Genomic DNA, 24,847 nt, shown 5'->3' with positions numbered 1-24,847 from the left:
GCGGCCCGGACACCGCGACTACCGGCCATTCCGGCTCCCTTTGTTCAACGCTCAAGTTACCTGTGCGTAGAAGGTGATTGTGCCCTTGTGAAGGGCATATACCGGTCACCCGACACCGCACCGCACAGGCAAGAAGGGAGCCCGCCGTGGCCAACGACGTCTCTGCGGGAAGCACCACCACCACCATCGCCGGACGGCTCGCCCTGTTCGTCACCCTGATGGCCTTCGGCCTCGGGCACACCAGGGTCGTCCACTCCGTCACGGCCGCCGACGCCGTGACGATCGCTCACTATGTCGGCGGCGTCGCCCTGTTCGTCGTCGGACTGCTCGCCTTCCGGGAGGACGACCACGCCTCCGGCACGGCCTTCACCGTCCTCGGCGCCCTCTGGTTCACCTGGGCGCTCGCGGCGGGCGACCGGGCCTCCGCCAACGGCGCCGGGCTCTTCTTCGCCCTGTTCGCCGCCGTCGTCCTCACCCTCACCCTGGCCGGCGGCGACCCGCTCACCCAGGGCACCTACGGGCTGTTCCTCGTCTCCCTGGTCCTGCTCGCGGTGGCGGCCTTCACCGGCGGCGACGGCCTGGCGAAGGCGGGCGGCTGGTTCGCCGTCGCGGCCGGGGCGGCGGCCTGGTACGCCGCGACCGCGACACTCGCGCACTGGCCCACGTCGCTCCCGCGCCGCGCCACCGGCCGGGGCGTGGCGGCCGCCGGATAACCGCCTGGCCCCGGGGAGCGGCCCAGGCGCCCCGGGGCCGCGCGGTCACACCCCAAGGCCAGTAGTCCAGCTGCCTCCGAACCGGGCGGTATGCAGACCGAAGAGGCACCCGTCGAGAGGATGACCGCGCCCGTCAGGCGGTCAGGGCACCCGTACGGTCCGCGAACTCGCGGATTCCCTCGATCCGGGTCGGCCCGTACAGCAGGCCGGCGGTCAGCGCCCGCAACGCAGGCCGCCGAACCTCCTGCGGGGCCTCCTGCTCGACCCGCCGCAGCGCGGCGAACGCCTGCTCACCGTCCCCCAGCGCGTGCCACGTACGGGCGACGTCGGTCCACGCCCGCGCCCGCCGCTCCGCCGTCGGCATCTGGTCCACCTTCAACCTGGCTACCACCGGCACCGCCTCGTCCGGCGTCCCCAGCGTGTTGAGGACGCCGATCCGGTAGACGTCGATCTGCGTCCGCGGCGCCTCCACCGTGAACAGGCCCGGTACCGCCTGATGTCGCCCGGCCTCCTGCTCGGCCTCCTCCAGCAGCGCCAGGGCCGTCGACCGGTCCCGGCCGGCCGCGGCCGAGTAGGCTCCGGTCAGCAGCAGCGTCGTCCGCACCGCGCCGGTATGGTCGCGGGAGGCGTCCAGGTCCTCCGCCTCCTTCGTCAGCAAGTGCACCGCGGCGGTGGAGCGGCCGGAGCGGCGCACAGCGATCGCCAGTTGCCGCGAGGCCTCGCCGACGGCCACCGGTATGCCACTGCATCGCGCAGCCGCCAGCGCCCGGTCGGCCGCCACCCACGCCGCATCGGAGTGCTGCTTCGTCGCCAGCTCGGCCGCGAGGACGTACGAGCGGGCGAGAGCCAGGTCCGCCTCCTCACGCGCCCGGCCCGTCGAGACGTCCCGCGTCGCGGTCGCCGCCGCGATGAGACCCGGCAGATTCTGCCCCAGCCGCGTGTACTGGGTGGCGCAGTAGTCCCGGCGGGCAGCGGAAATCTGCCCGGCCAGCCGGGGCAGCGGCATCGGCTCCACCTGCGGCAGCCGGAACAAGGCCACTTCCAGGTCGGCAGAGTCGGCAGCGGCGGCAGGACGGGCGCCGACGACAGCTGTCGCTCCCGCTGCCACCACTCCCGTCAGCAGCTCCCTACGACGCACCTCGTCCTCCTCCGCCGACCGGCAACCTCCGGCCACCGTAGCGACATTGGTCATGCCGGGTCCGGTCGACGCACGCAGTTGCCCGGGTGCGATCCGCAGGAACGCCGCGAACCGCATCAGGGTCGGGTGGTCGACGCGCAGCTTGCCCGACTCGATCCGGGACACCGCCGACGCCGAATATCCGCACGCGTTGCCGACCTGCGTCTGGGTGAGCCGCGCGGCGCAGCGCGCCCCGCGTAACAGGGCACCGATCTCCTCTGCGCCCATGGGCACCTCCTTGGACCCCGGGGTGGGTGGTGCAGAACCTAGCGGCGTCCGAACAGCGTCGGGAGGGGCGCGCGGATGCACACCGTGTGCCAGATCCGCACACCCGTTGCAGAAGCCCGCCCGGCCGCTCTGCCCGGCCCCCGCGGGCCGCCATGGTGAGGACCGCACCCGGCAACCGCTGGGCGTCTCCACGACCGGACCCCCAAGAGGCGGCACACCCGTGCCGTCGGCCGGTCCTTCTCATCGGAGGCACGTATGAAGCTGCTGGTTACCGGCGGAGCCGGTTTCATCGGCTCCCACTTCGTCCGGCGCATGCTCGGCGCGGACGACATCGAGCAGGTCACCGTCCTCGACGCGCTGACGTACGCGGGTGACAGGGGCAACCTCGGACAGGCTTTTCTCAACCCGCGGTTGGAGTTCGTCATCGGCGACATCTGCGACGCCGTCCTGGTCGACGACCTCATGGTCCAGCACACTGCGGTCGTCCACTTCGCCGCCGAATCCCACGTCGACCGCTCGTTCACCACGGCCGGACGGTTCATCACCACGAACGTCATCGGCACGCAGACCGTCGCGGATGCCGCCATGCGGCACGGCATCGAGAAGTTCGTGCATGTCTCCACGGACGAGGTGTACGGGCCGCTGCCGGACGGTGCGGCCACTGAGGACTACCCGCTGCGCCCGACCGTCCCCTACGCCGCCAGCAAGGCCGCCGGCGATCTGGTCGCGCTCAGCTACTGGCACACGTACGGGGCGCCGGTCTGCGTCACCCGGTCCTCGAACAACTACGGGCCCTGCCAGCATCCGGAAAAGATCATCCCACTGTTCGTGACGAAGCTCCTGCGGGGCGAGCAGGTCACCCTGCATGGCGAGGGTCAGCACCTCCGCAACTGGCTGCACGTCGAGGACAACTGCGCCGGCGTCGAACTCGTCCTGCGCGCAGGCAAGCCGGGCGAGGTCTACAACGTCGGCGGAGGCACCGACCTGTCCAGCAAAGAGCTGACGGGCAAGCTGCTGACGATCTGCGGCGCCGACTGGGCCCGCGTCACCCACATCCCCGACCGGCTGTCCAACGACCTTCGCTACGCCATGGACTGGTCCAAGCTCGCCGCCCTCGGCTACCGGCCCGTCCACGACTTCCAGGCCGGGCTGGAGGAGACCGCCGACTGGTACCGGCGCAACCCCGACCGGTGGGCGCCCCTCTCCCGCAGCCCGCTGCCCGCCCTGCCTTGCCCGCCCGGCACTCTCGACACGACCCGGGAGTCGCAGCATGTCTGAGCACTGGCCACAGAACGCCCTGATCGTGCTTGGCGCGTCGGAGGAGCAGATCCCGCTCTACCAGGAGGCGCGGCATCGGGGTATCCCGACCATCGCGGTGGACATGCGGTCGGACGCCCCCGCGCTCCCGTTCGCCGACGCGGTCCTGACGATCTCCACCCGGGACACCGACGCCATCGCCGACGCGCTGGGCGACACCCGCCCCGCCGGGATCGTCTGCGGCGCGAGCGACGCCGGGCTGGCCACCTGGCACGCCCTGGGCCGACGGTACGGCACCGCCTACGTGTACCCCGAGAGCGCGCTCGCGGCCGGCGACAAGGCCGCCTTCCACGCAATCGCCGTGGCCTGCGGCGTCACCGGATACGGGTGGATCGCGTCGGACAACCCGGATCAGGTCGTCGCCGAGGCCGCGGGGCTGCGCTTCCCGCTCGTGGTCAAACCGACGGACGGCTCGGGCAGCAAGGGGGTCACTCGCGTCACCTGCCCTGAGGAACTGCCCGCCGCCGTCGCCCATGCCCTCTCCTGCTCCGATTCCCAGGCTGTGATCGCCGAGGAGTTCATCCACGGCCGTCCACTGGCCGTCGAGACCTTCATGCAGGCCGGCAGGGCGCTGATGACCTGTGTCACGGACAAGGACTTCATCGACGGGAGCTTCGTCGTCAGGCGCTTGCGCACCGCCGAGTTGCCCTCGGCGACGCACCGCCGGATCGAGGCCACCGCCGAACGGCTGTGCCACGCACTCGGCATCGTCGACGGGCCGGCGAACTTTGACGTCGTCCTCGGCGCGGACGGCCGGGAACGCGTCATCGAGGCCAACGCACGTCTCGGTGGTGACGGCGTCCCGCGGCTGCTCGCCGCCGCCTTCGGCGTGGACGTCGTGCATGCGCTCATCGCGCTCGCGCTCGGCGAGCCGTTCGGCGACCGACTGGCGCCTGCGCACGCAGCGCATGCGGCGCTGGAACTGATCGGCTCACCGCTCACCGTGGAAGGCCGGCTCGTCAGGTGGGAGGGCGTCACCGATGCCCGCAGTACTCCCGGGATCACCGACATCGAGCTGTACGCCGAGCCGGGCGACCTCGTACGCCCGCATGACCAGTCCGGCCACAAGATCGGCCTCCTCGTCGCCGCCGGACCGTCGGCGGCCGCCGCGTCTGCCGCCCTGGAGAGGGCCGGCGCACTGATCCGACCGGTCATCCAGCCGAACACGGAGGCGAAGTGACGACGCACACCCGTTCTCCCGCGGCTGGCGTCCAGCACAACGCCAGCCCGTACCTGTACGGCCAGGAGGCCGCCGCGGTGGCTCGCGTCCTGCAAACCGGCCAGTACGGGCACACCGAGGTCACCGAGGAGTTCGAGCGCCGCGTCGCCCGGTTCCTGAACATCCGTGACGCCGTCGCGGTCATGTCCGGCACCGCCGCCCTGCACACGGCGCTGCTCGCCGTCGGCGTCGGCCCCGGCCACGAGGTGGTCGTGCCGTCCATGACGTTCTGCGCGACCATCCAGGCGATCCTCGCCACCGGCGCCACGCCCCGGTTCGTGGACATCGACCCGGACACGCTGTGCGTCACCGACCAACTCGTCATGGACGCCGTCACCGACCGCTCGCGCGTGGTCCTGCCGGTCCTGTTCGGCGGCCGCCCCGTCGACCTCTCCCGCGTACGCAAGGAACTGGCCACCCGGGACATCGTCATCGTGGAGGACGCCGCGCACGCCTTCGGCTCCAGCCACGGCCCCCGCCTTGTCGGCGCCACCGGAGACCTGACCTGCTTCAGTTTCGGGCCGATCAAGAATCTCACCTGCGGGCAGGGAGGCGTCGTCATCCCCCGCACCCGCGACGAAGCCGACACGATCCGCCGGATCCGGATGCTCGGCGTCGTCCAGTCCCAGGTCCAACGCGGCAGGACGACCAGCTACCAGGTGGAGGGCTACGGGCTGCGCTACCAGATGTCCGGCATCAACGCCGCCATCGGCCTGGCCCAGCTCCCGCACTTCGAGGACACCGCGCGCACCCGCCGCCGCTTGTGGCGCGCGTACCGGCGCGCGCTGGCCGCCCTGAACGGTGTGAGGCTGGTCGACGTCGCCCCCGACCGCTCCGTGCCCCACCTGTGCCAGGTCCTCATCCCGAACCGGGACGAGGTCCACGCGCGGATGAAGGCCAGTGGTATCGGCGTCGGCGTCCACTACCCGCCCAACCACCTCCAGCGCGCGTTCGCCCGGTGGAGGCGCGACCTGCCCGCCACCGAGCAAGCCGGCGCGGAGATCCTCACCCTGCCGTTCCACCAGCACCTCACCGAGGCGGACATCGACCAGGTCGTCACCGTCCTCGGCCAGGCCCTCACCGAGATGGGGACGACTCCCCACGCCCGCCCACACCAGCGGTGACCGGCTGACCCGACGCGGCGGACAGGATCTCGTCCACGAGCCTGTCCGCCGCGTCCGGACGGCCGTACGCGCGGGCCCGCTCCGCCATGCCCGACCGCAGGGGGGCACCGGCCAGGAGCGGGCCCACCGCCGCCTGGAGCCGTACAGCCGTCACCTCGCCGGTCAGCGCGACCGCTGCCCCCGCCTCCTCCAGATGGCGGGCGTTGTGCACCTGCTCGTTCCCGGCCGACGATGCCAGCGGCACGAACACGGCCGGCTTGCCCAGAGCGGTCAGTTCCGCCAGCGTCCCGGCTCCGCTCCTGGACACCACGACGTCCGCGAGGGCCAGGACGTCGGGCAGTTCGCCGCTGACGAACCCTGTCAGGTGGTAGCGGGCTGCCAGCTCGGCGGGGAGCCCGGCCGCCCGGGCGCGCAGGGCTGCCTCGTGGTCCGGGCCGCACTGGTGGATCACGTTCGCCTGCTGCAACAGCCACGGCAGCGATTCGCCGATCAGCATGTTGATCTGCTGTGCCCCCTGCGCCCCACCGGTGACGTACACGGTCGGCAACTGCCGGTCGAAGCCCCACAGGCCCAGCGCCTGGACAGCTCGCGCCGCCTGTCCGGACAAGACTTCGGGCCGCACGGGATTGCCGGTCACCACGGCGACCGCCTGCGCCGACTCCGGGAGCAGTTCAAGGGTCGACTCCGACGACACGCAGATCCGCGCCGCCGCCGACGCGAGCTTCCGGTTCGCGAGGCCGAGCCGCACCGTCTGCTCGTGCAGCACGAGCGGCCGGTGGCACATCCGCGCCGCCAGCCCGGCCGGCACCGCCACGTAGCCGCCCGTCGCGAGCACCACATCCGGCCGGAAGCCGTCGATGGCCCGCCGCGCCTGCATCACGCCGAGCGGCACCCGCGCCATGTCCCGCACGTTCGCCGGCGACGCCATCTTGAGCGGATTCTTCGAGCGGCGGATCTTTCCGGTCGCCACCGCGGTGAAAGCGATGCCGGCGGCCGGGGCGACGCGCGCCTCCAGGCCGTCAGCCGTCCCGATCCACAGAACCTCCAGCCCCCGGCTCTCCCGGGCCAGCCTGGCCTGCAGCGTGCGCACCGCGGTCAGCGCGGGATAGGTGTGTCCACCGGTCCCGCCGCCCGTGACGACGAGACGGAAAGTGCCGCTGTGCATGGGACTCCCCAACCAAAGAGATCGGACGGGCCGTCACAGTATCGGCTGCCCGGTCCGTGCAGGACGGCAGTGTGTGCCCGTCGGCATGTGATGCAGCAGCACCGCACTCGCCTGCTCCCGGGACACCGGCCGGACCGGCTCCCCGGCACGGGAACGGCCCCCCACGCGCTCGCTGTCGGCGCGTGGGGGGCCGTTCCCGTGATGTCGGGCTCCGGCGGGATCTACTCCACCGTCACCGACTTCGCCAGGTTGCGGGGCTTGTCGATGTCCCGGCCCAGGGCCAGGGCCGTGTGGTAGGAGAGGAGCTGGAGGGGGATGCCCATGAGGATGGGGTCCAGTTCGTCCTCGTTCTTGGGGACGACGATCGTGCGGTCGGCCTTCTCCTGGGGCTGGTGGGCGACGGCGAGGATCGGGCCGCTGCGGGCCTTGATCTCCTCCATGGCCGCGCGGTTCTTCTCCAGCAGGTCGTCGTCCGGGACGATCGCCACGGTCGGCAGGGCGGGCTCGATCAGGGCGAGCGGGCCGTGCTTCAGCTCGGAGGCCGGGTACGCCTCGGCGTGGATGTAGGAGACCTCCTTGAGCTTCAGGGAGGCCTCACGGGCCACCGGGTAGCCCCGGACGCGGCCGATGAAGAGCATCGAGCGGGCGTCGGCGTAGGACTTGGCCAGCTCCTCGATCTCCGCCTCCTGCTCCATGATCGCGGAGATCTGCTCGGGCAGCTTGCGCAGGCCCTCGATGATCCGCTTGCCGTCGCGCACCGACAGGTCGCGGATGCGGCCCAGGTGCAGGGCGAGCAGCGCGAAGGCGACGCAGGTGTTGGTGAAGCACTTGGTGGAGACGACGCAGACCTCGGGCCCGGCGTGCACGTAGACACCGCCGTCCGCCTCGCGGGCGATGGCCGAGCCGACCACGTTGACCACACCGAGGACCCGGGCGCCCTTGCGCTTCAGCTCCTGCACGGCGGCCAGCACGTCGTAGGTCTCACCGGACTGGGAGACGGCGATGTAGAGGGTGTCGGGGTCCACGACCGCGTTGCGGTAGCGGAACTCGGAGGCCGGCTCCGCGTCGGCGGGGATCCGGGCCAGCTCCTCGATCATCTGGGCGCCGATCATGCCCGCGTGGTACGAGGTGCCGCAGCCGAGGATCTTCACCCGGCGCACCGCGCGCGCCTCACGGGCGTCCAGGTTGATGCCGCCCAGGTGCACGGTGGCGAACCGGTCGTCGATCCGCCCGCGCAGCACCCGGTCCACGGCCTCGGCCTGCTCGTGGATCTCCTTGTGCATGTACGTGTCGTGGCCGCCCATGTCGTACGACTCGGCCTCCCACTCCACGGTGGTCGGCTCGGCGGTCGTCCGGGTGCCCTCGGTGGTGTACGTACGGAAGTCGTCGGCCTTGAGGGTGGCCATCTCGCCGTCGTCGAGGGTGACTATCTGCCGGGTGTGGGCGACCAGCGCGGCCACGTCGGAGGCGACGAACATCTCCTTCTCGCCGATGCCGAGGACCACGGGGGAGCCGTTGCGGGCCACCACGATCCGGTCGGGGAAGTCGGCGTGCATGACGGCGATGCCGTAGGTGCCCTCGATCAGGCGCAGGGTCTCGCGGACCCGGTCCTCCAGCTTCTGGGCCTCCGAGCGCGCGATGAGGTGGACGAGCACCTCGGTGTCGGTCTCGGAGAGGAACTCCACGCCGTCCGCCTCCAGTTTGCGGCGCAGGTCGGCGGCGTTGTCGATGATGCCGTTGTGCACGACGGCGACCCTCTGGTCGGCCGACATGTGCGGGTGGGCGTTCACGTCGGAGGGGGCGCCGTGGGTGGCCCAGCGGGTGTGGGCGATGCCGGCGGTGCCCTTGAAGCGCGCGGGGACCTTCGCCTCCAGGTCGCGGACCCGGCCCTTGGCCTTGACCATCCGCAGGCCCGGGGTCTTCGGCGAGGTGATGACGATGCCCGCCGAGTCGTAGCCGCGGTACTCCAGGCGTTGCAGGCCCTCCAGGAGCAGCGGGGCGACGTCACGCTTCCCGATGTATCCGACGATTCCGCACATACAAGTCTCTTTTCCCCGAGTTGGTGCCGCGCCGACGCGCGTCGACGCGTGTCGAGCGCCGCCTCGATGCCGTGCCGTGTCGTGTCATGCCGTGTCGTACCGGTGCCGTGCGGGGCGCTGCCGTGCCCCGGCCCGTGTGCCGCGGGCGTCAGCCGTAGACGATGCGCCGCAGTTGCCGCAGCGAGAGGTCCGGCGGTGCCACCGCGCGGTACTTCAGGTCTGCCGCGATCCGTCCGAAGATCTCCGCGTTCACCAGGCCCTGTGCCTGGAGTTCGCGGTGCCGGCGCCGGACGAACTCCTCGGTCGTCTCGTCGAAGTAGGCGAGCACGTCCTGGACCACCCGCAGCGCCTCGCCCCGGCTCAGGGGCGTGGACCGCGTCAGATGATCTACGAGTTCGTCGTGCACCCGGTAGATCCTGGGGTACCGGGATCACTTTCGCAAGAATCCTGCCCGATATCGGGCAAGCGACAGTTCAAGCGCTGGTGAGCCGCTGTTCGCGTGCCGTCCATCTCCCGTCCCGCGCGCCGTCGCACCGGTAGACCATTTTCAGACGCCATGGACATTCCTCGCATGGGCGTACCCGAGAAGCTCGCCGAGCGCATGAGCATGGCCGAGCAGCACGAGTACCTGCGTTCCAAGTTCTCGCGGCGCACGATGATCCGGGGCGGCGCGGTCACCCTCGGCACGGTCGCGGGTGGCGCGTTCGTGACGGGCACCGCCGCGCAGGCCGCGGTGCCGGCCCAGCGCACCGCGTCCCCGGCCCCCGCCTCCTCGGCCGACGCCGTCGACGGCGCGCTGGTCGCGCCCTTCGGCCGCCACCTCGCCTTCGGCAACGACCCGCGCACCGAGATCACCGTCTCCTGGCAGGTCCCGGTCGCCGTCAAGAAGCCGTTCATCCGGGTCGGCGCACACCCCTGGGACCTGTCGCGGAAGATACCCGCCGAGGTCCGCACCCTCTACACCCCCGCCGGGGTCGGCGCCAGCGGCGACCGCACCCAGTACTACCTGCACGCCAAGCTCACCCATCTGCGCCCCGGCCGGACGTACTACTACGGTGTCGGCCACCAGGGCTTCGACCCGGCCGAGCGCCACCTGGCCGGCACCCTGGGCACCTTCACCACCGCGCCCTCGCACAAGGAGCCGTTCACCTTCACCGCCTTCGGCGACCAGGGCGTCAGCTACCACGGCCTGGCCAACGACGCGCTGATCCTCGGCCAGGACCCGGCCTTCCACCTGCACGCCGGTGACATCGCCTACGGCGACCCGGCCGGCCAGGGCAAGACCAGCGACAGCGGCTTCGACTCCCGCGTCTGGGACCAGTTCCTGTACCAGACCGAGTCCGTCGCCAAGCAGGTCCCGTGGATGGTCTCCTACGGCAACCACGACATGGAGGCCTGGTACTCGCCCAACGGCTACGGCGGCGAGGAGGCCCGCTGGACCCTCCCGGACAACGGCCCCGACCACGAGAACCTGCCCGGCGTCTACTCCTTCGTCTACGGCAACACCGCCGTCATCTCGCTGGACGCCAACGACATCTCCTTCGAGATCCCGGCCAACCTCGGCATCTCCGGCGGCACCCAGACCCGGTGGCTGGAGGCCCAGCTGAAGAAGTACCGGGCCAGCCGGGACGTCGACTTCATCGTCGTCTTCTTCCACCACTGCGCCTACTGCACCTCCACCGCGCACGCCTCGGAGGGGGGCGTGCGCCAGGAGTGGGTGCCGCTGTTCGAGAAGTACACCGTGGACCTGGTCATCAACGGCCACAACCACGTCTACGAGCGCACCGACGTCATCAAGCGCGGCCAGGTCACCAAGAAGCTCCCGATCGGCGGCACCGCCTACCCGGAGACCGACGGCGTCGTCTACGTCACCGCGGGCGCGGCCGGCAAGAGCCTGTACGCCTTCAGCGCCGACCAGACCTACGAGGGCCACGAGAAGGACATCGACGCGGTGTCCTCCTTCGTCTGCCTCAAGGACGGCGCCCGCCAGAAGGAGACCGTCGACTGGTCGCGCGTGCGCTACCTCGACTACTCCTTCCTGCGCGTGGACGTCACCCCGGCCTCCCGGGGCCGCCAGGCCACGCTGACGGTGCGCGGCATCGCCGAGACCGGCGCGCAGGTCGACCACTTCACGGTGTCGCGCCGCGCCAAGTAGGGCTCCGGCACCCGCGGACGGTCCTCGGGCGCACGGACTCACATGCGCTTGAGGACCGCCTGCTTGGCGAGCGCGAACTCCTCCCCGGTCAGCACCCCGGAGCGGTGCAGCTCGCCCAGCTCCCGCAGGCGGCGCAGCAGCGCGTCGTGCTCGTCCTCGGCGGGCGGCGCGCCGTGCGGGGCCGCCCGCTCCGTACGGCGCCCGGCCGGGCCGTCGGCGGCGGCCGCACCCGGACCCGCACCCGCACCCGGACCCGGCGCCGGGGCGGCGGCCCCGGCCGGATGCGGCAGCCGGGCCTGGACCGCCGCCGCGACCAGCGCCATCAGCGGATCCTTCTTGAAGCCCCACAGCTCGACGGCGTTCGGGTCGTACTTGGGCGGGGCGGCGTCGGGGGCGCCGCGCACGGCCAGCCGCAGATGGCCGTTCTCCAGCCCGGCGGCGGGCAGCCACTCCACCCCGGTGAGGTCGGCCGGGGCGAGGACGCGCGGACCGGAGGCGGCCTTGGCGTCCTCCGTCTTCCAGTTCCACTCCAGCCGGATCCGCTCCCCGTCGAAGCTCGCCGTGCCGTCCCCGGCGGACACCGACAGCGGCACGGCCGGGCCGGGCAGCAGGTACTCCGTCACCGGACCGGTGGGCACCTGCTCCAGCAGCAGCGCGTTGCGGACCTCGTCGGCGAGGTACTCGGCGACACCGAACCGGTCGGGCTCCACCAGCAGTTGGTACGGGTCGTGCGGCTCGGCCAGCCGGCCACCGGTGGCGTGCAGCAGCGGATCGGCGCCGTCGCGCAGCCGCAGCCTGAGCCGTCCGGCCCGCTTGCCCTGCTCGAACGAGATCCCGGCCAACGCCCTGAGCGGTACGCAGAGTTCACCCAGTGTCCGGCGCAGCACGCTGATGTTCCGGTCGCGCCCCGGGGTCAGCCGCAGCGCGTCGCCGTCGAACGCCCAGGCGCCGTCCTTCTGGATGATTTCCGCCATGGGGTGATTCTTTCACCGCCGTGCGGGAGAGTGGTCGGTACTGATCCGAGTGTGAAGGGAGCGCATGTGAGACGGCACCGCGGTACGACTCTCCGCAAGTCCCTCTCCACCCGAACCACCCCCACGCCCCACGCCACCCCCACCCCCGCCCCCGGCCGGGCCCCGCGCGCCGGCCGCGTCCTGGGCGCGCTGCTGCTGGTGACGGCGGCCGGCGCCTTCGCCGTCGGCGCCGCGCCGGCCGGCCGCGCCGGCGGGGGAGCGGCGCCCGCCGCGACCCCGCTGAGCCAGGTGATCCCCGCCCCGGCGGCCGTCGAGCCGGGCCGGTCCCCGTACCGGATCACGTCCGGCACCCGTATCCGTGTCGACGGCTCCCGCGAGGCGCGCCAGGTCGGCACCTATCTCGCGGACCTGCTCCGCCCGGCCACCGGCTACCGGCTGCCGCTGACCACGCACGGCACGGCGGGCATCCGGCTCCGGCTGGCCCAGGGCCCCTTCGGCGCCGAGGGCTACCGCCTGGACAGCGACGCCCGGGGGGTGACGATCACCGCGGCGAAGCCGGCCGGGCTCTTCCACGGCGTGCAGACCCTGCGGCAGCTGCTGCCCGCCGCCGTCGAGAAGAAGTCCGTGCAGCGGGGCCCCTGGCTGGTCGCCGGAGGCACCGTGCGCGACACCCCGCGCTACGCCTACCGGGGCGCCATGCTGGACGTCGCCCGGCACTTCTTCACCGTCGACCAGGTCAAGCGCTACATCGACCAGCTCGCCCTGTACAAGATCAACGAGCTGCATCTGCATCTGAGCGACGACCAGGGCTGGCGCATCGCCATCGACTCCTGGCCGCGCCTGGCCACCTACGGCGGCTCCACGCAGGTGGGCGGCGGGCCGGGCGGCCACTACAGCAAGGCCGACTACCGGGAGATCGTCCGCTACGCCGCCTCCCGCTATCTGGAGGTCGTGCCCGAGATCGACATGCCCAGCCACACCAACGCGGCCCTCGCCTCCTACGCGGAGCTGAACTGCGACGGCGTGGCGCCCCCGCTCTACACGGGCACCCAGGTCGGCTTCAGCTCGCTGTGCGCGCCCAAGGAGGTGACGTACGACTTCGTGGACGACGTGATCCGCGAGCTGGCCGCGCTCACCCCCGGCCGCTATCTGCACATCGGCGGGGACGAGGCGCACTCCACCAGCCACGAGGACTACGCGACGCTGATGAACCGGGTGCAGCCGATCGTCGCCAAGTACGGCAAGACGGTCATCGGCTGGCACCAGCTGACCGGTGCCACCCCGGCCCCGGGCGCGCTCGCCCAGTACTGGGGCCTGGACTCGACCGGTGCCGCCGAGAAGGCCCAGGTCGCCGAGGCCGCGCGGCACGGCACCGGGCTGATCCTCTCCCCGGCCGACCGGGTGTACCTGGACATGAAGTACACCAAGGACTTCCCGCTGGGCCTGGCCTGGGCCGGGTACGTCGAGGTGCGGCGCTCCTACGACTGGGATCCGGCCGCCTATCTGCCGGGGGCGCCCGCGTCCGCGGTGCGGGGTGTCGAGGCGCCGCTGTGGTCGGAGACCCTGTCGACCTCGGCGCAGCTGGACACCATGGCCTTCCCGAGGCTGCCGGGTGCCGCCGAGCTCGGCTGGTCGCCCGCCGCCACGCACGACTGGGACACCTACAAGGTCCGGCTCGCCGCGCAGGCGCCGCGCTGGGACGCCCTGGGCATCGGGTACTACCGCTCGCCGCAGGTGCCCTGGACCGACGGCTGACCTGACCGGCCCGGACGGCGGCGGACCGCGGGCGCCTCGGAGGACCGTCTCCGGGGCGCCCGCAGCCAACTGAGGTAAGCCTAACCTAACTCGTTATGCCGGGGAAGGCGGCGCGCGAGTCCCGGCGGCCCCCGGCGGTCAGGCGACCTTCTTCGCCGTCTCCAGGGCCTTGGCCAGGTCGTCGAGGAGCGGCACGCACTTGTCGTAGGACAGGATCGGCTCCGGATTGCGCGCGATGACCTGGCCGGCCTTGACGGCGGGGAGCTTCTTCCAGGTGGCCTGGGTGATCGCGGCGGGCTGGATGGCCGAGGAGCGGTTGTCCATCATGATGATGTCGGCCGGGTACTTGTCGATGTTCTCCCAGCTCAGCGACTCGTACCAGCCGCCGCCCTGCTTCTTGGCGCTCTCCGGGGGCTCGACCAGGTCCACGCCGAGGGCCTTGAAGTACTCCAGATCGACGGAGAGGTTGCTGCCGGAGACATAGAACAGGTCCTGGCTGGCGGAGCCGACCAGCACCTTGAGGCCGGGCTTGGCCTTCGCGGCGGCGCGCAGCCGGGCCGCCGCGTCCTCGAAGCGCTTCTTGGCCTGCTTGACCTGCTCGCTGGTCACATCGCCGCCGAGCGACCCGGCGAGCGCCCGCATCCGCTCCAGCGGCTGGGTGAGCGGGCGGTCGTAGACGGAGATGCCGACCGTCTGGGCGCCCAGCGCGAAGATTTTCTTCTTCTGCTCCTCCGGGACGTACCAGAGGGTGCCGGCGCTGTCGAACATCGTGGAGACGAGGAGGTCGGGGGAGAGGGCCGCGTACTTCTCGATGTTGAACTGGCCCCACTCGTTGCCCAGCACCGTCACCTTGGTGACGTCCAGGTCACCGGCCTGCACGTCCGGCTTGCCGTCCTTGGTGGTGGTCGGGCCGAAGACGCCCTTGACCGGGACGCCGTAGTCGTGGAGCGCGGCGGCGACCCCGACGAACGCGACGACGGACGAGGGCACCTTGCCGGCCTTCGCCGTCCGGCCGCGGTCGTCCTCGAACGTCCAGGGGCCGGACTTCCCGGCGCCCGCGCCGTCGCCCGAGCCCCCGTCCTTCGCCTTCTCGCTGCCGCAGGCCGCGAGCGCGGCCCCGAGTCCGAGGGCGCCGCCCGCGGCGAGGAGGCCGCGGCGGGTGAGGGTGGTGGCACGGGCGTGGGACATGGATGTGGCTGCTTTCGAACAGGGCGGGAGACCGCCGGGCTGGTCCAGGGGAGGTTAGCCTAACCTCACTGCCTGTCCAGGGCGGGGCCGGGACCCCGGCGGCCCTTCCGCGCCGGTTCAGCTCGTCAGCCCCAGCTCCCGGGCGATCAGCATGCGCTGGACCTCGCTGGTGCCCTCGCCGATCTCCAGGATCTTGGAGTCGCGCCACATCCGGGCCACCGGGTACTCGTTCATGAAGCCGTAGCCGCCGTGGATCTGGGTGGCGTCGCGGGCGTTGTCGACGGCGATCGTCGAGGAGTACAGCTTGGCGAGGGCGGCCTCCTTCTTGAAGGGCTCGCCGGCCAGCAGCCGGTAGGCCGCGTCGCGCCAGGCCAGCCGCGAGGTGTGGGCCTTCATCTCCATGTCGGCGATCTTGAACTGCACCGCCTGGTTGGTGCCGATCGGCCGGCCGAAGGCGTGCCGCTCCTTGGCGTACTTCACCGACTCGTCCACACAGCCCTGGGCCAGACCGGTGGCCAGCGCGGCGATGGCGATGCGGCCCTCGTCCAGGATCCGCAGGAACTGCGCGTAGCCGCGCCCCTGTTCGCCCAGCAGGTTGGCCGCCGGGACCCGGACGTCGGTGAAGGACAGCTCGCGGGTGTCCGAGGCGTTCCAGCCGACCTTGGAGTAGGCGGGCGCCACGGTGAAGCCGGGGGTGCCGGACGGCACGATGATCGCGGAGATCACGGGCCTGCCGTCGCTCTTGCGGCCGGTGACCGCGGTGACCGTGACCAGGCCGGTGATGTCCGTGCCGGAGTTGGTGATGAAGCACTTGGTGCCGTTGATCACCCACTCGTCGGTGTCCGGGTCCAGCCGGGCCGTCGTACGGGTCGCGCCCGCGTCCGAGCCGCCGTCCGGCTCGGTCAGCCCGAACGCGCCCAGGATCTCGCCCGCGCACAGCCGCGGCAGCCAGGTCCGCTTCTGCTCCTCGGTGCCGAACAGGTGCACGGGCATGGCGCCCAGCGAGACGCCCGCCTCCAGGGTGATGGCCACCGACGAGTCGACCCGCGCCAGCTCCTCCAGGGCGATGCCGAGCGCCAGGTAGTCGCCGCCCATGCCGCCGTACTCCTCGGGGAACGGCAGCCCGAACAGGCCCATGCGGCCCATCTCGCGCACGATCTCGTACGGGAACTCGTGCCGCTCGTAGAAGTCGCCGATCTTGGGCGCCACCACGTCGTGCGCGAACTGCTCGACGGTGCGGCGCAGTTCCTCCAGCTCGGGGGTGAGGCGGTGGTTCATCGTCGATCACTGCTCCTTGTGGGAGAGGGCGCGGAGAGTACGGGAGGGGCTCGGGCGGCCCAGGTGCGCGGCCATCCACTCGCTCGTGGCGACGAGACGGCCGAGGTCCACCCCGGTGTCGATGCCGAGGCCCCGCAGCATCCACACCAGGTCCTCGGTGGCGAGGTTGCCGGTGGCGGACTTGGCGTACGGGCAGCCGCCGAGGCCGCCCGCGGAGGCGTCGACGGTGGTGACGCCGTGCTGGAGCGCGGCCAGGGTGTTGGCGAGCGCCTGGCCGTAGGTGTCGTGGAAGTGCACACCGAGCGCGGAGGTCGGCACCCCCTGCTCGTTCAGCGCGGCCAGCAGCTCCAGGACCTGGCCGGGGGTGGCGACCCCGATGGTGTCGCCGAGGCTCAGCTCGTCGCAGCCCATCTCCAGCAGCGCCCGGCAGACCCGGACGACCTGGTGGACCGGGACGGCGCCCTCCCAGGGGTCGCCGAAGCACATGGACAGATAGCCGCGCACCCGCGCGTCCGCGTCCTTCGCGCGCCGCACCACCGGGGCGAACATGGCCAGCGCCTCGTCCACGCTCCGGTTGAGGTTGGCGCGGGCGAAGGACTCGGTGGCGCTGGCGAAGACGGCGACCCGGTCCGCGTGCAGCGCCAGGGCGCGGTCCAGGCCGCGCTCGTTGGGCACCAGCACCGGGAAGGCGCCGGGCAGATCGCGCACCAGCGGGAACAGGGCCTCCGCGTCGGCGAGCTGGGGCACCCACTTCGGATGGACGAAGCTGGTGGCCTCGATCGTCGTCAGGCCCGCACCGGCAAGGCGGCGGATGAACTCCGCCTTGACCTCGGTGGGCACGGTCAGCTTCTCGTTCTGCAGGCCGTCGCGCGGTCCGACCTCGTAGATCCTGACCCGCTGCGGCAGGTCGGGGGCCGGGACGACCATGGGCAGGGCCTCGGGGGCGGTCATGACCGCACCGTCCCTTCCTCGTTGGGCAGCGCGGCCGGGGCGGCGGTGTCCTCCTCGTGCGGGGCGACGACCGCGAGCACCTGGTCCATGGCGACGGTCGCGCCGGGGGAGACGTCCAGCTCGGTGACGGTCCCGGCGTGCGGGGCGGAGATGACGTGCTCCATCTTCATCGCCTCGACCACCACCAGGCTCTGTCCGGCGCTCACCTCGTCGCCGACGGCCACCTTCACCACCGTGACCGTGCCGGGCATGGGCGCGGTCAGCGAGTCGGCGCCCGCCCGGTCCGCGCGGGTGAGGGAGGCGGCCACCGGGTCGTGGTCGCGCACGTGCCAGGCGTCGCCGTCGCGGCCCAGCCAGTCACCGGCCCGCTCGAAGGTGTGGCGGACGCCGTCGAGGGTGACGGAGACCGTGTCGCCGTCGACCGTGTGGCCGCCGCGCGGGGTGTACGCGACCGGGTCGGCCGCCCGCAGCCAGAAGGTCACCGGCTTCGGCTCCCCGCCCAGCCGCCAGCCGCTCGGCACGGAGAACGGGTCGGTCCAGCCGTCCGCGCCGCCGTCCCCCGGGCGCAGCGCGTCCAGGCGGACCGCGGCGGCGGCCTCGTACACCTCCTCCGGTACGCCCGCGGGGATCAGCTCGTCCACCACCCGCCCCACCAGGCCGGTGTCCAGATCGCCCGCCACGACCGCCGGGTGGGCCAGCAGCCGCCGCAGGAACCCGGCGTTGGTCGGCACGCCCAGCGTGACCGTCCGCGCGAGGGCCGCGCGCAGCCTGCGCAGGGCGGTGGCGCGGTCGGGGCCGTAGGCGATCACCTTGGACAGCATCGGGTCGTACAGGCTGCCGATCTCGGTGCCCTCGCTCAGCCCGGAGTCGGTGCGCACCCCGTCGCCCTGCGGCTCGCGCAGCCGCAGCACGGTGCCGCCCGAGGGCAGGAAGCCGCGCGCGGGGTCCTCCGCGCACAGCCGGGCCTCCACGGCGTGCCCGGTGAGGGTGATGTCCTCCTGCGCGTACGGCAGGGGCTCGCCGGAGGCGACGCGCAGCTGCCACTCGACCAGGTCGAGCCCGGTGACCAGCTCGGTGACCGGGTGCTCCACCTGGAGGCGGGTGTTCATCTCCATGAAGTAGTACGCGGAGGGGTCGCCGCCGGGGACGATGAACTCCACCGTGCCCGCGCCCCGGTAGCCGCAGGAGCGGGCCGCCTGTACGGCCGCCTCGCCCATCGCCGCGCGCGTGGCCTCGTCGAGGAGCACGCTGGGCGCCTCCTCGATGATCTTCTGGTGGCGGCGCTGGAGCGAGCACTCGCGCTCGCCGAGGTGGATCACCCGGCCGTGTCCGTCGGCCAGGACCTGGATCTCGATGTGCCGGGGGGTGTCCACCCAGCGCTCGACCAGGAGGGTGTCGTCGCCGAAGGAGGCGCGGGCCTCGCGGCGGGCGGCGGCGATCTCCTCGGCGAGCAGCTCCTCCTCGCGCACCAGCCGCATGCCCTTGCCGCCGCCGCCCGCGGACGGCTTGAGCAGCACCGGCATGCCGATGGCGCGGGCCGCGTCGGCGAGCTGTCCGTCGCTCAGGCCCGAGCCGCTGGAGCCGGGGACCACCGGCACCCCGGCCGCCGCGACCGTCTCCTTGGCGCGGATCTTGTCGCCCATCAGGGAGATCGCGTCGGCCGGCGGCCCGATGAAGACCAGACCGGCCGCCTCGCAGGCGCGGGCGAACTCCGCGTTCTCCGCGAGGAAGCCGTAGCCGGGGTGGACGGCCTGGGCGCCGGTGCGGGCGGCGGCCTGAAGGATGCGGTCGGTGCGCAGATAGCTCTCGGCCGCGGCCGCCGGGCCGATGCGCACCGCGGTGTCGGCCTCGCGCACATGGCGGGCGTCCGCGTCGGCGTCGGAGAAGACGGCCACCGAGCGCACGCCCAGGGCGCGCAGGGTGCGGATGACACGGACGGCGATCTCGCCGCGGTTGGCCACCAGAACTGTGTCGAACATGGTCAGCAGGTCCCCCTCACATCCGGAAGACGCCGAACTGGGGGTCACCCAGCGGGGCGTTGGCGCACGCGGTCAGGGCCAGGCCCAGCACCTGCCGGGTCTCCAGCGGGTCGATCACGCCGTCGTCCCACAGGCGTGCGGTGGCGTAGTAGGCGTTGCCCTGGCGCTCGTACTGGGCGCGCACGGGGGCCTTGAAGGACTCCTCGTCCTCCACGGACCACTCCTCGCCGCGCGCCGCGAGCTGGTCGCGCTTGACGGTGGCCAGCACGGAGGCGGCCTGCTCGCCGCCCATCACGGAGATCTTGGCGTTGGGCCACATCCACAGGAAGCGGGGCGAGTAGGCCCGGCCGCACATGGAGTAGTTGCCCGCGCCGTAGGAGCCGCCGACGACCACGGTCAGCTTGGGCACCCGGGTGCACGCCACCGCCGTGACCATCTTGGCGCCGTGCTTGGCGATGCCGCCCGCCTCGTAGTCGCGGCCCACCATGAAGCCGGAGATGTTCTGGAGGAACAGCAGCGGGATGCCGCGCTGGTCGCACAGCTCGATGAAGTGGGCGCCCTTCTGGGCGGACTCGGAGAACAGGATGCCGTTGTTGCCGATGACGCCGACCGGGTGGCCGTGGATCCGGGCGAAGCCGGTGACCAGGGTCTGCCCGAACTCGGCCTTGAACTCGGCGAAGCGCGAGCCGTCCACCACGCGCGCGATGATCTCCCGCACGTCGTAGGGGGTGCGGGAGTCCACCGGCACCGCGCCGTACAGTCCGTACGGGTCCGCCTTGGGCTCCGCCGGGGCGGTGACCTCCCAGGGCAGCGGCCCGCGCGCGGGGAGGGTGGAGACGATGGTGCGCACGATGCGCAGCGCGTGCGCGTCGTCCTCGGCGAGGTGGTCGGTGACGCCGGAGGTGCGCGCGTGCACCTCGCCGCCGCCCAGCTCCTCGGCGGTGACGACCTCGCCGGTGGCCGCCTTCACCAGCGGCGGGCCGCCCAGGAAGATCGTGCCCTGGTTGCGGACGATGACCGCCTCGTCGCTCATCGCCGGGACGTACGCCCCGCCGGCCGTGCACGAGCCGAGCACCGCGGCGATCTGCGGGATCCCGGCGCCCGACAGCCGCGCCTGGTTGTAGAAGATCCGCCCGAAGTGCTCCCGGTCGGGGAAGACCTCGTCCTGCATCGGCAGGAAGGCGCCGCCCGAGTCCACCAGGTACAGGCACGGCAGCCGGTTCTCCAGGGCCACCTCCTGCGCCCTCAGGTGCTTCTTGACCGTCATCGGGTAGTACGTCCCGCCCTTGACGGTGGCGTCGTTGGCGACGATCACGCACTCGCGTCCGCTGACCCGGCCGATGCCCGCGATGACGCCGGCGGCCGGGGCCTGCCCGTCGTACATCCCGTCGGCGGCCAGCGGTGCCAGCTCAAGGAACGGCGAACCGGGGTCGAGAAGGGCGTCCACGCGCTCGCGCGGCAGCAGCTTGCCGCGCGCGGTGTGGCGCTCGCGCGCCCGCTCCCCGCCGCCCAGCCGGGCGGCGGCCAGCTTGCCGCGCAGTTCCTCCACGAGCGCCCGGTGCGCCTGTTCGTTGGCCCGCCAGGCCTCCGACGCGGGGTCTGCCGCGCTCGTCAGCTCCGGTGCCTCCTGCATCCTCGCGGTCCCCTCACCCAGTGATCCACTGTTAATGAGCGTTAACCCATTTCCCTCAGGTTAACGACCGCTAACGCCGCTGTCTAGAATTGTTCTCATGGCCACGCGAACCGACGCCCCCACCCGCCGCGAGCAGATCCTCAGGGAAGCGGCGCGGCTCTTCGCCGAACGCGGCTTCCACGGCGTCGGCGTCGACGAGATAGGCGCCGCGGTGGGCATCAGCGGACCGGGCCTGTACCGGCACTTCCCCGGCAAGGACGCGATGCTCGCGGAGCTGCTGGTCGGCATCAGCGGGCGGCTGCTGACCGGGGCGAAGCGGCGGCTGGCGGAGGCGGACGGGTCGGCGGGGCCGGAGGCGGTCCTCGACTCGCTCATCGAGGGGCACATCGACTTCGCGCTCGACGACCGCTCCCTCATCACCTTGCACGACCGCGAGCTGGACCGCCTCCGGGACAGCGACCGCAAGCTGGTGCGCCAGCTCCAGCGGCAGTACGTCGAGCTGTGGGTGGAGGTGGTCCGCCGGGTCCACCCCGCCCTGGCGGAGCCCGCCGCGCGCTCGGCGGTGCACTCGGTGTTCGGCCTGCTGAACTCGACCCCGCACCTGGGGCGGCGCGGGACCCTGCCGGGGCGGGGGCCGATGGGGGAGCTGCTGCACCGGATGGCGCGGGGCGCGTTCGCCTCGGCGGCGTCGCCCGCGGCGGGCTGAGCGGCGCGCCCCGGGCGGCGGCCCGCGCCCCGCCCTCCTCCGCTCCCCCCTGCGCTCCTCCGCTCCCGCGTGACGAGCGTTACCGGCCCGGCCCTTTACTGGCCTCGTACTCGTCGGTACGTTTGTGTGAGCAAGCGCTTAGACAGTCGAGGTCGCGGAGGTGGGCGGCGTGCGCCGTACGGTGTTCAACGAGGATCACGAGGCGTTCCGGGAGACCCTCCGCGCCTTCATCGAGGCCGAGGTCGTACCGGTGTACGACGAGTGGTTCGCCGCCGGGCAGGCCCCCCGGGACTTCTACTACAAGCTGGGCGAGCTGGGCGTCTTCGGGATCAACGTGCCCGAGGAGTTCGGCGGCGCGGGCCTGGACAGCCACAAGTTCGAGGCCGTCCTGTACGAGGAGACCGCGCGCGCGGGCGTGCAGTTCGGCGGCTCCGGCGTGCATGTGCTGCTCGCCCTGCCGTACATCAAGATGCTGGCCACCGAGGAGCAGAAGAAGCGGTACCTGCCGAAGTTCGTCACCGGCGAGGAGATGTGGGCCATCGCGATGACCGAGCCGGGTACCGGCTCCGACCTCGCGGGTATGAAGACCACCGCCAGGCTGTCCGAGGACGGCACGCACTACGTGCTCAACGGCGCCAAGACCTTCATCACCGGCGGTGTGCACGCCGGCAAGGTCATCGTCTGCGCCCGCACCTCCGCGCCCAGGGAGGACGACCGCCGCTTCGGCATCTCGCTGTTCGCGGTGGACACCAGGTCCGAGGGCTACTCCGTCGGCCGCAAGCTCGACAAGCTCGGCCTGAAGACCTCCGACACCGCCGAACTGGCCTTCGTCGACGTCAAGGTCCCGGCCGAGGACCTGCTCGGCGAGGAGAACAAGGGCTTCTCCTACCTCGGCCACAACCTGGCCTCCGAGCGCTGGGGCATCGCCTTCGGCGCGTACGCGCAGGCCAAGGCCGCCGTCCGGTTCGCCAAGAACTACGTGCAGGACCGCACCGTCTTCGGCAAGCCGGTCGCCCACTTCCAGAACACCAAGTTCGAGCTGGCCGCCTGCCAGGCCGAGGTGGACGCGGCCGAGGCCGTCGCCGACCGGGCGACCGAGGCCCTGGACGCCGGTGAGCTGACCCCGGCCGAGGCCGCCTCCGCCAAGCTGTTCTGCACCGAGGTCGCCCACCGCGTCATCGACCGCTGCCTCCAGCTGCACGGCGGCTACGGCTACATGAACGAGTACCCGATCGCCCGTCTGTACGCCGACAACCGTGTGAACCGGATCTACGGCGGCACCAGCGAGATCATGAAGTCGATCATCGCCAAGAACATGGGTCTGTAGGACCCGTGAGCACGGCACTGCGGTCCCTGCTCGATCTGCTCGACCTGGAGCGGATCGAGCAGGACATCTTCCGGGGCCGCTCCCGCTCGGCCGTCGTCCCGCGCGTCTTCGGCGGGCAGGTCGCGGCGCAGGCGATGGTCGCCGCCGGGCGCACGGTCCCCGCCGACCGGCACGCGCACTCGCTGCACGCCTACTTCCTGCGCCCCGGCGACCCCGGCGCGCCCATCGTCTACACGGTGGACCGCATCCGCGACGGCCGCTCCTTCACCACCCGCCGGGTGGTCGCGGTCCAGCACGGGCAGCCGGTCTTCCACCTCTCGGCGTCCTTCCAGACGTACGAGGAGGGCCTGGACCACCAGGTGCCCATGCCGCCCGCGCCGGACCCGGAGACCCTGCCCACCTCCGCCGAGCGGCTGCGCGGCTACGGCCATCTGGCGCCCGAGGTGGTCGAACGGCTCCTGGAGACCCGCGAGGCCGTCGACCTGCGCTACGTCGGCGAACCCCCGTACGGGGACTACGGCACACCCCGCGAGCCGCACTCGCAGGTGTGGTTCCGGGCCAACGGCAAGCTCGACGGCGACGTCGACACCCCGCTCCTGCACGTCGTCCTCGCCACCTACGTCTCCGACATGACGCTGCTCGACTCGGTGCTGCTCGCCCACGGGCGCGGCGGCTGGGCGGTCGGGGACGTCGTCGGGGCCTCCCTGGACCACGCGATGTGGTTCCACCGGCCCTTCCGCGCCGACGAGTGGCTGCTGTACGACCAGGTCTCGCCCTCGGCGTCCGGCGGGCGCGGGCTCGGGCAGGCCCGTATCCACACCCAGGACGGACGGCTGGCCGTCACGGTGATCCAGGAAGGCGTGGTGCGCGTTCCCCGGGAACCCCGGGAACACTGAGGGGCATGGCGCAGACCGACCAGGAGGACCGGGACGACCGCGACGACCGGGACGGCCCACAGGCACGGCGCGGCGGCGGTGAGAGCACCACCACGGTGATCGTCGCCGCCCTCGCCAACCTCGGCATCGCGCTGGCCAAGGCGGTCGCCGGAGTGCTCAGCGGGTCCAGCGCGATGCTGTCCGAGGCCGCGCACTCGGTGGCCGACACCGTCACCGAGGTGCTGCTGCTGACCGCGCTCAAGCGCAGCGAGCGCCCCGCCGACGAGGAGCACCCCCTCGGCTACGGCCCCGAGCGCTACATCTGGGCGCTGCTCGCCGCCGTCGCCACCTTCGTCGGCGGCGCGGTCTTCTCCCTCTACGACGGCGTGCACACCCTGGTCGCGGGCGAGCAGCCGGGCGATCCGCTGGTGGCGTACCTGGTGCTCGCCGTGGCCTTCCTGCTGGAGGGCTTCTCGCTGCGCACGGGCCTGCGCCAGGCGCGCGGCGAGGCCGCCCGGCTCGCGGTGCCCTTCCGCCGCTGGTTCCGGCGCACCGCCGACACCGCCGTCAAGGCCGTCGTCATGGAGGACTCCGCCGCCCTGGTCGGCCTGCTGCTCGCCGCGGGCGGCCTGCTCGGCGGCCAGCTCACCGGCTCGGGCGTCTGGGACGGCCTCGCCTCGCTGTGCATCGGCGCGCTGCTGCTGTACGTGGCCTGGGTGCTGGGCCGGTCCAACGCGGAGCTGCTGATCGGCCGCCCGCTGCCGCCCGCCGCCCGGGAGCTGATCCGGCGCGAGCTGCTGGCCCTGGACGACATCGAGGACGTACTGGAGCTGGTCACGCTGGTGCAGGGCCCCCGGGAGGCGCTGGTGGCGGCGAAGGTCGACCTCCGGGACGGGGCGAGCGCCGCCCGGATCGAATGGACGTGCGAGCAGGCCGAGCAGCGGCTGCGCGCGGCGCTGCCCCTGGTCGGCCGGGTCTATCTGGACCCGACGCCGGGCCGCGCCCGGCGCGGCCCGCACGGGTCCGCCCCGCCGCCCTGAGCCG

At 72.4% G+C, this 24,847-nt stretch carries 20 protein-coding genes; 10 read left to right on the top strand and 10 right to left on the bottom strand.

Going from position 1 to position 24,847, the window contains the following annotated elements; all coding sequences use genetic code 11:
- The first annotated feature begins 146 nt into the window (after positions 1-146).
- Complete coding sequence (locus ACWDYF_RS21630; protein ID WP_389466073.1) at positions 147-713, top strand: GPR1/FUN34/YaaH family transporter; 567 nt, start codon at positions 147-149, stop codon at positions 711-713.
- A gap of 133 nt (positions 714-846) precedes the next feature.
- On the opposite strand, the gene ACWDYF_RS21625 is transcribed toward ACWDYF_RS21630, so the two are convergent.
- Entirely contained in the window at positions 847-2,118 is a 1,272-nt protein-coding gene (locus ACWDYF_RS21625; protein WP_389466076.1) for a helix-turn-helix domain-containing protein, read from the bottom strand.
- A gap of 255 nt (positions 2,119-2,373) precedes the next feature.
- Here ACWDYF_RS21625 and ACWDYF_RS21620 point away from each other — a divergent pair, with 255 nt between their 5' ends.
- The 3 genes from ACWDYF_RS21620 to ACWDYF_RS21610 are packed head-to-tail and all read left to right on the top strand — an operon-like array spanning position 2,374 to position 5,778.
- Entirely contained in the window at positions 2,374-3,396 is a 1,023-nt protein-coding gene (locus ACWDYF_RS21620; protein WP_389466079.1) for a dTDP-glucose 4,6-dehydratase, read from the top strand.
- Entirely contained in the window at positions 3,389-4,615 is a 1,227-nt protein-coding gene (locus ACWDYF_RS21615; protein ID WP_389466082.1) for an ATP-grasp domain-containing protein, read from the top strand. The genes ACWDYF_RS21620 and ACWDYF_RS21615 overlap by 8 nt, the downstream gene beginning before the upstream one ends.
- Positions 4,612-5,778, top strand: coding sequence for a DegT/DnrJ/EryC1/StrS family aminotransferase (locus ACWDYF_RS21610; protein ID WP_389466084.1), 1,167 nt, complete (start codon positions 4,612-4,614; stop codon positions 5,776-5,778). The genes ACWDYF_RS21615 and ACWDYF_RS21610 overlap by 4 nt, the downstream gene beginning before the upstream one ends.
- On the opposite strand, the gene ACWDYF_RS21605 is transcribed toward ACWDYF_RS21610, so the two are convergent.
- From ACWDYF_RS21605 to ACWDYF_RS21595, 3 genes are all read right to left on the bottom strand, one after another.
- Positions 5,732-6,943, bottom strand: coding sequence for a UDP-N-acetylglucosamine--N-acetylmuramyl-(pentapeptide) pyrophosphoryl-undecaprenol N-acetylglucosamine transferase (locus ACWDYF_RS21605; RefSeq protein ID WP_389466087.1), 1,212 nt, complete (start codon positions 6,941-6,943; stop codon positions 5,732-5,734). The genes ACWDYF_RS21610 and ACWDYF_RS21605 overlap by 47 nt on opposite strands.
- A 221-nt stretch (positions 6,944-7,164) precedes the next feature.
- Positions 7,165-8,982 carry a glutamine--fructose-6-phosphate transaminase (isomerizing) gene (glmS, locus tag ACWDYF_RS21600; protein ID WP_389466093.1) on the bottom strand — a complete coding sequence of 606 codons (1,818 nt, stop codon included), beginning with the start codon at positions 8,980-8,982 and terminating at the stop codon, positions 7,165-7,167.
- 148 nt (positions 8,983-9,130) lie between these two features.
- Positions 9,131-9,388 (bottom strand): hypothetical protein, encoded by a 258-nt coding sequence (locus ACWDYF_RS21595; protein ID WP_018565679.1) that lies wholly within the window; start codon positions 9,386-9,388, stop codon positions 9,131-9,133.
- A gap of 165 nt (positions 9,389-9,553) precedes the next feature.
- Between ACWDYF_RS21595 and ACWDYF_RS21590 the strand changes: the two genes are divergently transcribed.
- Positions 9,554-11,137, top strand: a complete 1,584-nt coding sequence (locus ACWDYF_RS21590) for a purple acid phosphatase family protein (RefSeq protein WP_389466098.1) — start codon at positions 9,554-9,556, stop codon at positions 11,135-11,137.
- 38 nt (positions 11,138-11,175) lie between these two features.
- On the opposite strand, the gene ACWDYF_RS21585 is transcribed toward ACWDYF_RS21590, so the two are convergent.
- A complete protein-coding gene (locus tag ACWDYF_RS21585; RefSeq protein ID WP_389466100.1) occupies positions 11,176-12,111 on the bottom strand; it encodes a DUF4429 domain-containing protein in 936 nt (311 codons plus the stop codon).
- Positions 12,112-12,177: 66 nt separating this feature from the next.
- On the opposite strand from ACWDYF_RS21585, the gene ACWDYF_RS21580 reads away from it, so the two are divergent.
- Positions 12,178-13,866 (top strand): beta-N-acetylhexosaminidase, encoded by a 1,689-nt coding sequence (locus tag ACWDYF_RS21580; RefSeq protein WP_389466103.1) that lies wholly within the window; start codon positions 12,178-12,180, stop codon positions 13,864-13,866.
- Between the two features lie 138 nt (positions 13,867-14,004).
- On the opposite strand, the gene ACWDYF_RS21575 is transcribed toward ACWDYF_RS21580, so the two are convergent.
- From ACWDYF_RS21575 to ACWDYF_RS21555, 5 genes are all read right to left on the bottom strand, one after another.
- Entirely contained in the window at positions 14,005-15,054 is a 1,050-nt protein-coding gene (locus ACWDYF_RS21575) for an ABC transporter substrate-binding protein (protein ID WP_381742935.1), read from the bottom strand.
- Positions 15,055-15,171: 117 nt separating this feature from the next.
- Complete coding sequence (locus tag ACWDYF_RS21570) at positions 15,172-16,332, bottom strand: acyl-CoA dehydrogenase family protein (protein ID WP_355483170.1); 1,161 nt, start codon at positions 16,330-16,332, stop codon at positions 15,172-15,174.
- Between the two features lie 6 nt (positions 16,333-16,338).
- Positions 16,339-17,283 carry a hydroxymethylglutaryl-CoA lyase gene (locus tag ACWDYF_RS21565; RefSeq protein ID WP_018565685.1) on the bottom strand — a complete coding sequence of 315 codons (945 nt, stop codon included), beginning with the start codon at positions 17,281-17,283 and terminating at the stop codon, positions 16,339-16,341.
- Positions 17,280-19,262, bottom strand: a complete 1,983-nt coding sequence (locus ACWDYF_RS21560; RefSeq protein WP_389466107.1) for an ATP-binding protein — start codon at positions 19,260-19,262, stop codon at positions 17,280-17,282. Before ACWDYF_RS21560 ends, ACWDYF_RS21565 begins: the two co-directional genes overlap by 4 nt.
- A 16-nt stretch (positions 19,263-19,278) precedes the next feature.
- Positions 19,279-20,895, bottom strand: coding sequence for a carboxyl transferase domain-containing protein (locus ACWDYF_RS21555; RefSeq protein ID WP_037896906.1), 1,617 nt, complete (start codon positions 20,893-20,895; stop codon positions 19,279-19,281).
- Positions 20,896-20,992: 97 nt separating this feature from the next.
- On the opposite strand from ACWDYF_RS21555, the gene ACWDYF_RS21550 reads away from it, so the two are divergent.
- The 4 genes from ACWDYF_RS21550 (at position 20,993) to ACWDYF_RS21535 (ending at position 24,843) form a co-directional block, all read left to right on the top strand.
- Positions 20,993-21,601, top strand: coding sequence for an SACE_7040 family transcriptional regulator (locus tag ACWDYF_RS21550; RefSeq protein ID WP_381742937.1), 609 nt, complete (start codon positions 20,993-20,995; stop codon positions 21,599-21,601).
- Positions 21,602-21,770: 169 nt separating this feature from the next.
- Positions 21,771-22,928, top strand: coding sequence for an acyl-CoA dehydrogenase family protein (locus ACWDYF_RS21545; protein WP_389466111.1), 1,158 nt, complete (start codon positions 21,771-21,773; stop codon positions 22,926-22,928).
- Between the two features lie 5 nt (positions 22,929-22,933).
- Complete coding sequence (locus ACWDYF_RS21540; protein WP_064533271.1) at positions 22,934-23,824, top strand: acyl-CoA thioesterase; 891 nt, start codon at positions 22,934-22,936, stop codon at positions 23,822-23,824.
- A gap of 5 nt (positions 23,825-23,829) precedes the next feature.
- Positions 23,830-24,843, top strand: a complete 1,014-nt coding sequence (locus ACWDYF_RS21535; protein ID WP_389466115.1) for a cation diffusion facilitator family transporter — start codon at positions 23,830-23,832, stop codon at positions 24,841-24,843.
- Positions 24,844-24,847 lie beyond the last annotated feature (4 nt).

It is taken from the genome of Streptomyces sp. NPDC003284 (assembly GCF_053589675.1).
Note: the sequence above shows the minus strand (reverse complement) of the source record. Positions and strands in the feature narration are given on the sequence as shown.

Excerpts from the sequence above, each read along its gene's own strand:
- ACWDYF_RS21625 (WP_389466076.1), bottom strand. The coding sequence starts at position 2,118 with ATGGGCGCAGAGGAGATCGGTGCCCTGTTACGCGGGGCGCGCTGCGCC.
- ACWDYF_RS21620 (WP_389466079.1), top strand. The coding sequence starts at position 2,374 with ATGAAGCTGCTGGTTACCGGCGGAGCCGGTTTCATCGGCTCCCACTTC.
- ACWDYF_RS21615 (WP_389466082.1), top strand. The coding sequence starts at position 3,389 with ATGTCTGAGCACTGGCCACAGAACGCCCTGATCGTGCTTGGCGCGTCG.
- ACWDYF_RS21605 (WP_389466087.1), bottom strand. The coding sequence starts at position 6,943 with ATGCACAGCGGCACTTTCCGTCTCGTCGTCACGGGCGGCGGGACCGGT.
- glmS (WP_389466093.1), bottom strand. The coding sequence starts at position 8,982 with ATGTGCGGAATCGTCGGATACATCGGGAAGCGTGACGTCGCCCCGCTG.
- ACWDYF_RS21590 (WP_389466098.1), top strand. The coding sequence starts at position 9,554 with ATGGGCGTACCCGAGAAGCTCGCCGAGCGCATGAGCATGGCCGAGCAG.
- ACWDYF_RS21585 (WP_389466100.1), bottom strand. The coding sequence starts at position 12,111 with ATGGCGGAAATCATCCAGAAGGACGGCGCCTGGGCGTTCGACGGCGAC.
- ACWDYF_RS21575 (WP_381742935.1), bottom strand. The coding sequence starts at position 15,054 with ATGTCCCACGCCCGTGCCACCACCCTCACCCGCCGCGGCCTCCTCGCC.
- ACWDYF_RS21570 (WP_355483170.1), bottom strand. The coding sequence starts at position 16,332 with ATGAACCACCGCCTCACCCCCGAGCTGGAGGAACTGCGCCGCACCGTC.
- ACWDYF_RS21565 (WP_018565685.1), bottom strand. The coding sequence starts at position 17,283 with ATGACCGCCCCCGAGGCCCTGCCCATGGTCGTCCCGGCCCCCGACCTG.
- ACWDYF_RS21560 (WP_389466107.1), bottom strand. The coding sequence starts at position 19,262 with ATGTTCGACACAGTTCTGGTGGCCAACCGCGGCGAGATCGCCGTCCGT.
- ACWDYF_RS21555 (WP_037896906.1), bottom strand. The coding sequence starts at position 20,895 with ATGCAGGAGGCACCGGAGCTGACGAGCGCGGCAGACCCCGCGTCGGAG.
- ACWDYF_RS21550 (WP_381742937.1), top strand. The coding sequence starts at position 20,993 with ATGGCCACGCGAACCGACGCCCCCACCCGCCGCGAGCAGATCCTCAGG.
- ACWDYF_RS21535 (WP_389466115.1), top strand. The coding sequence starts at position 23,830 with ATGGCGCAGACCGACCAGGAGGACCGGGACGACCGCGACGACCGGGAC.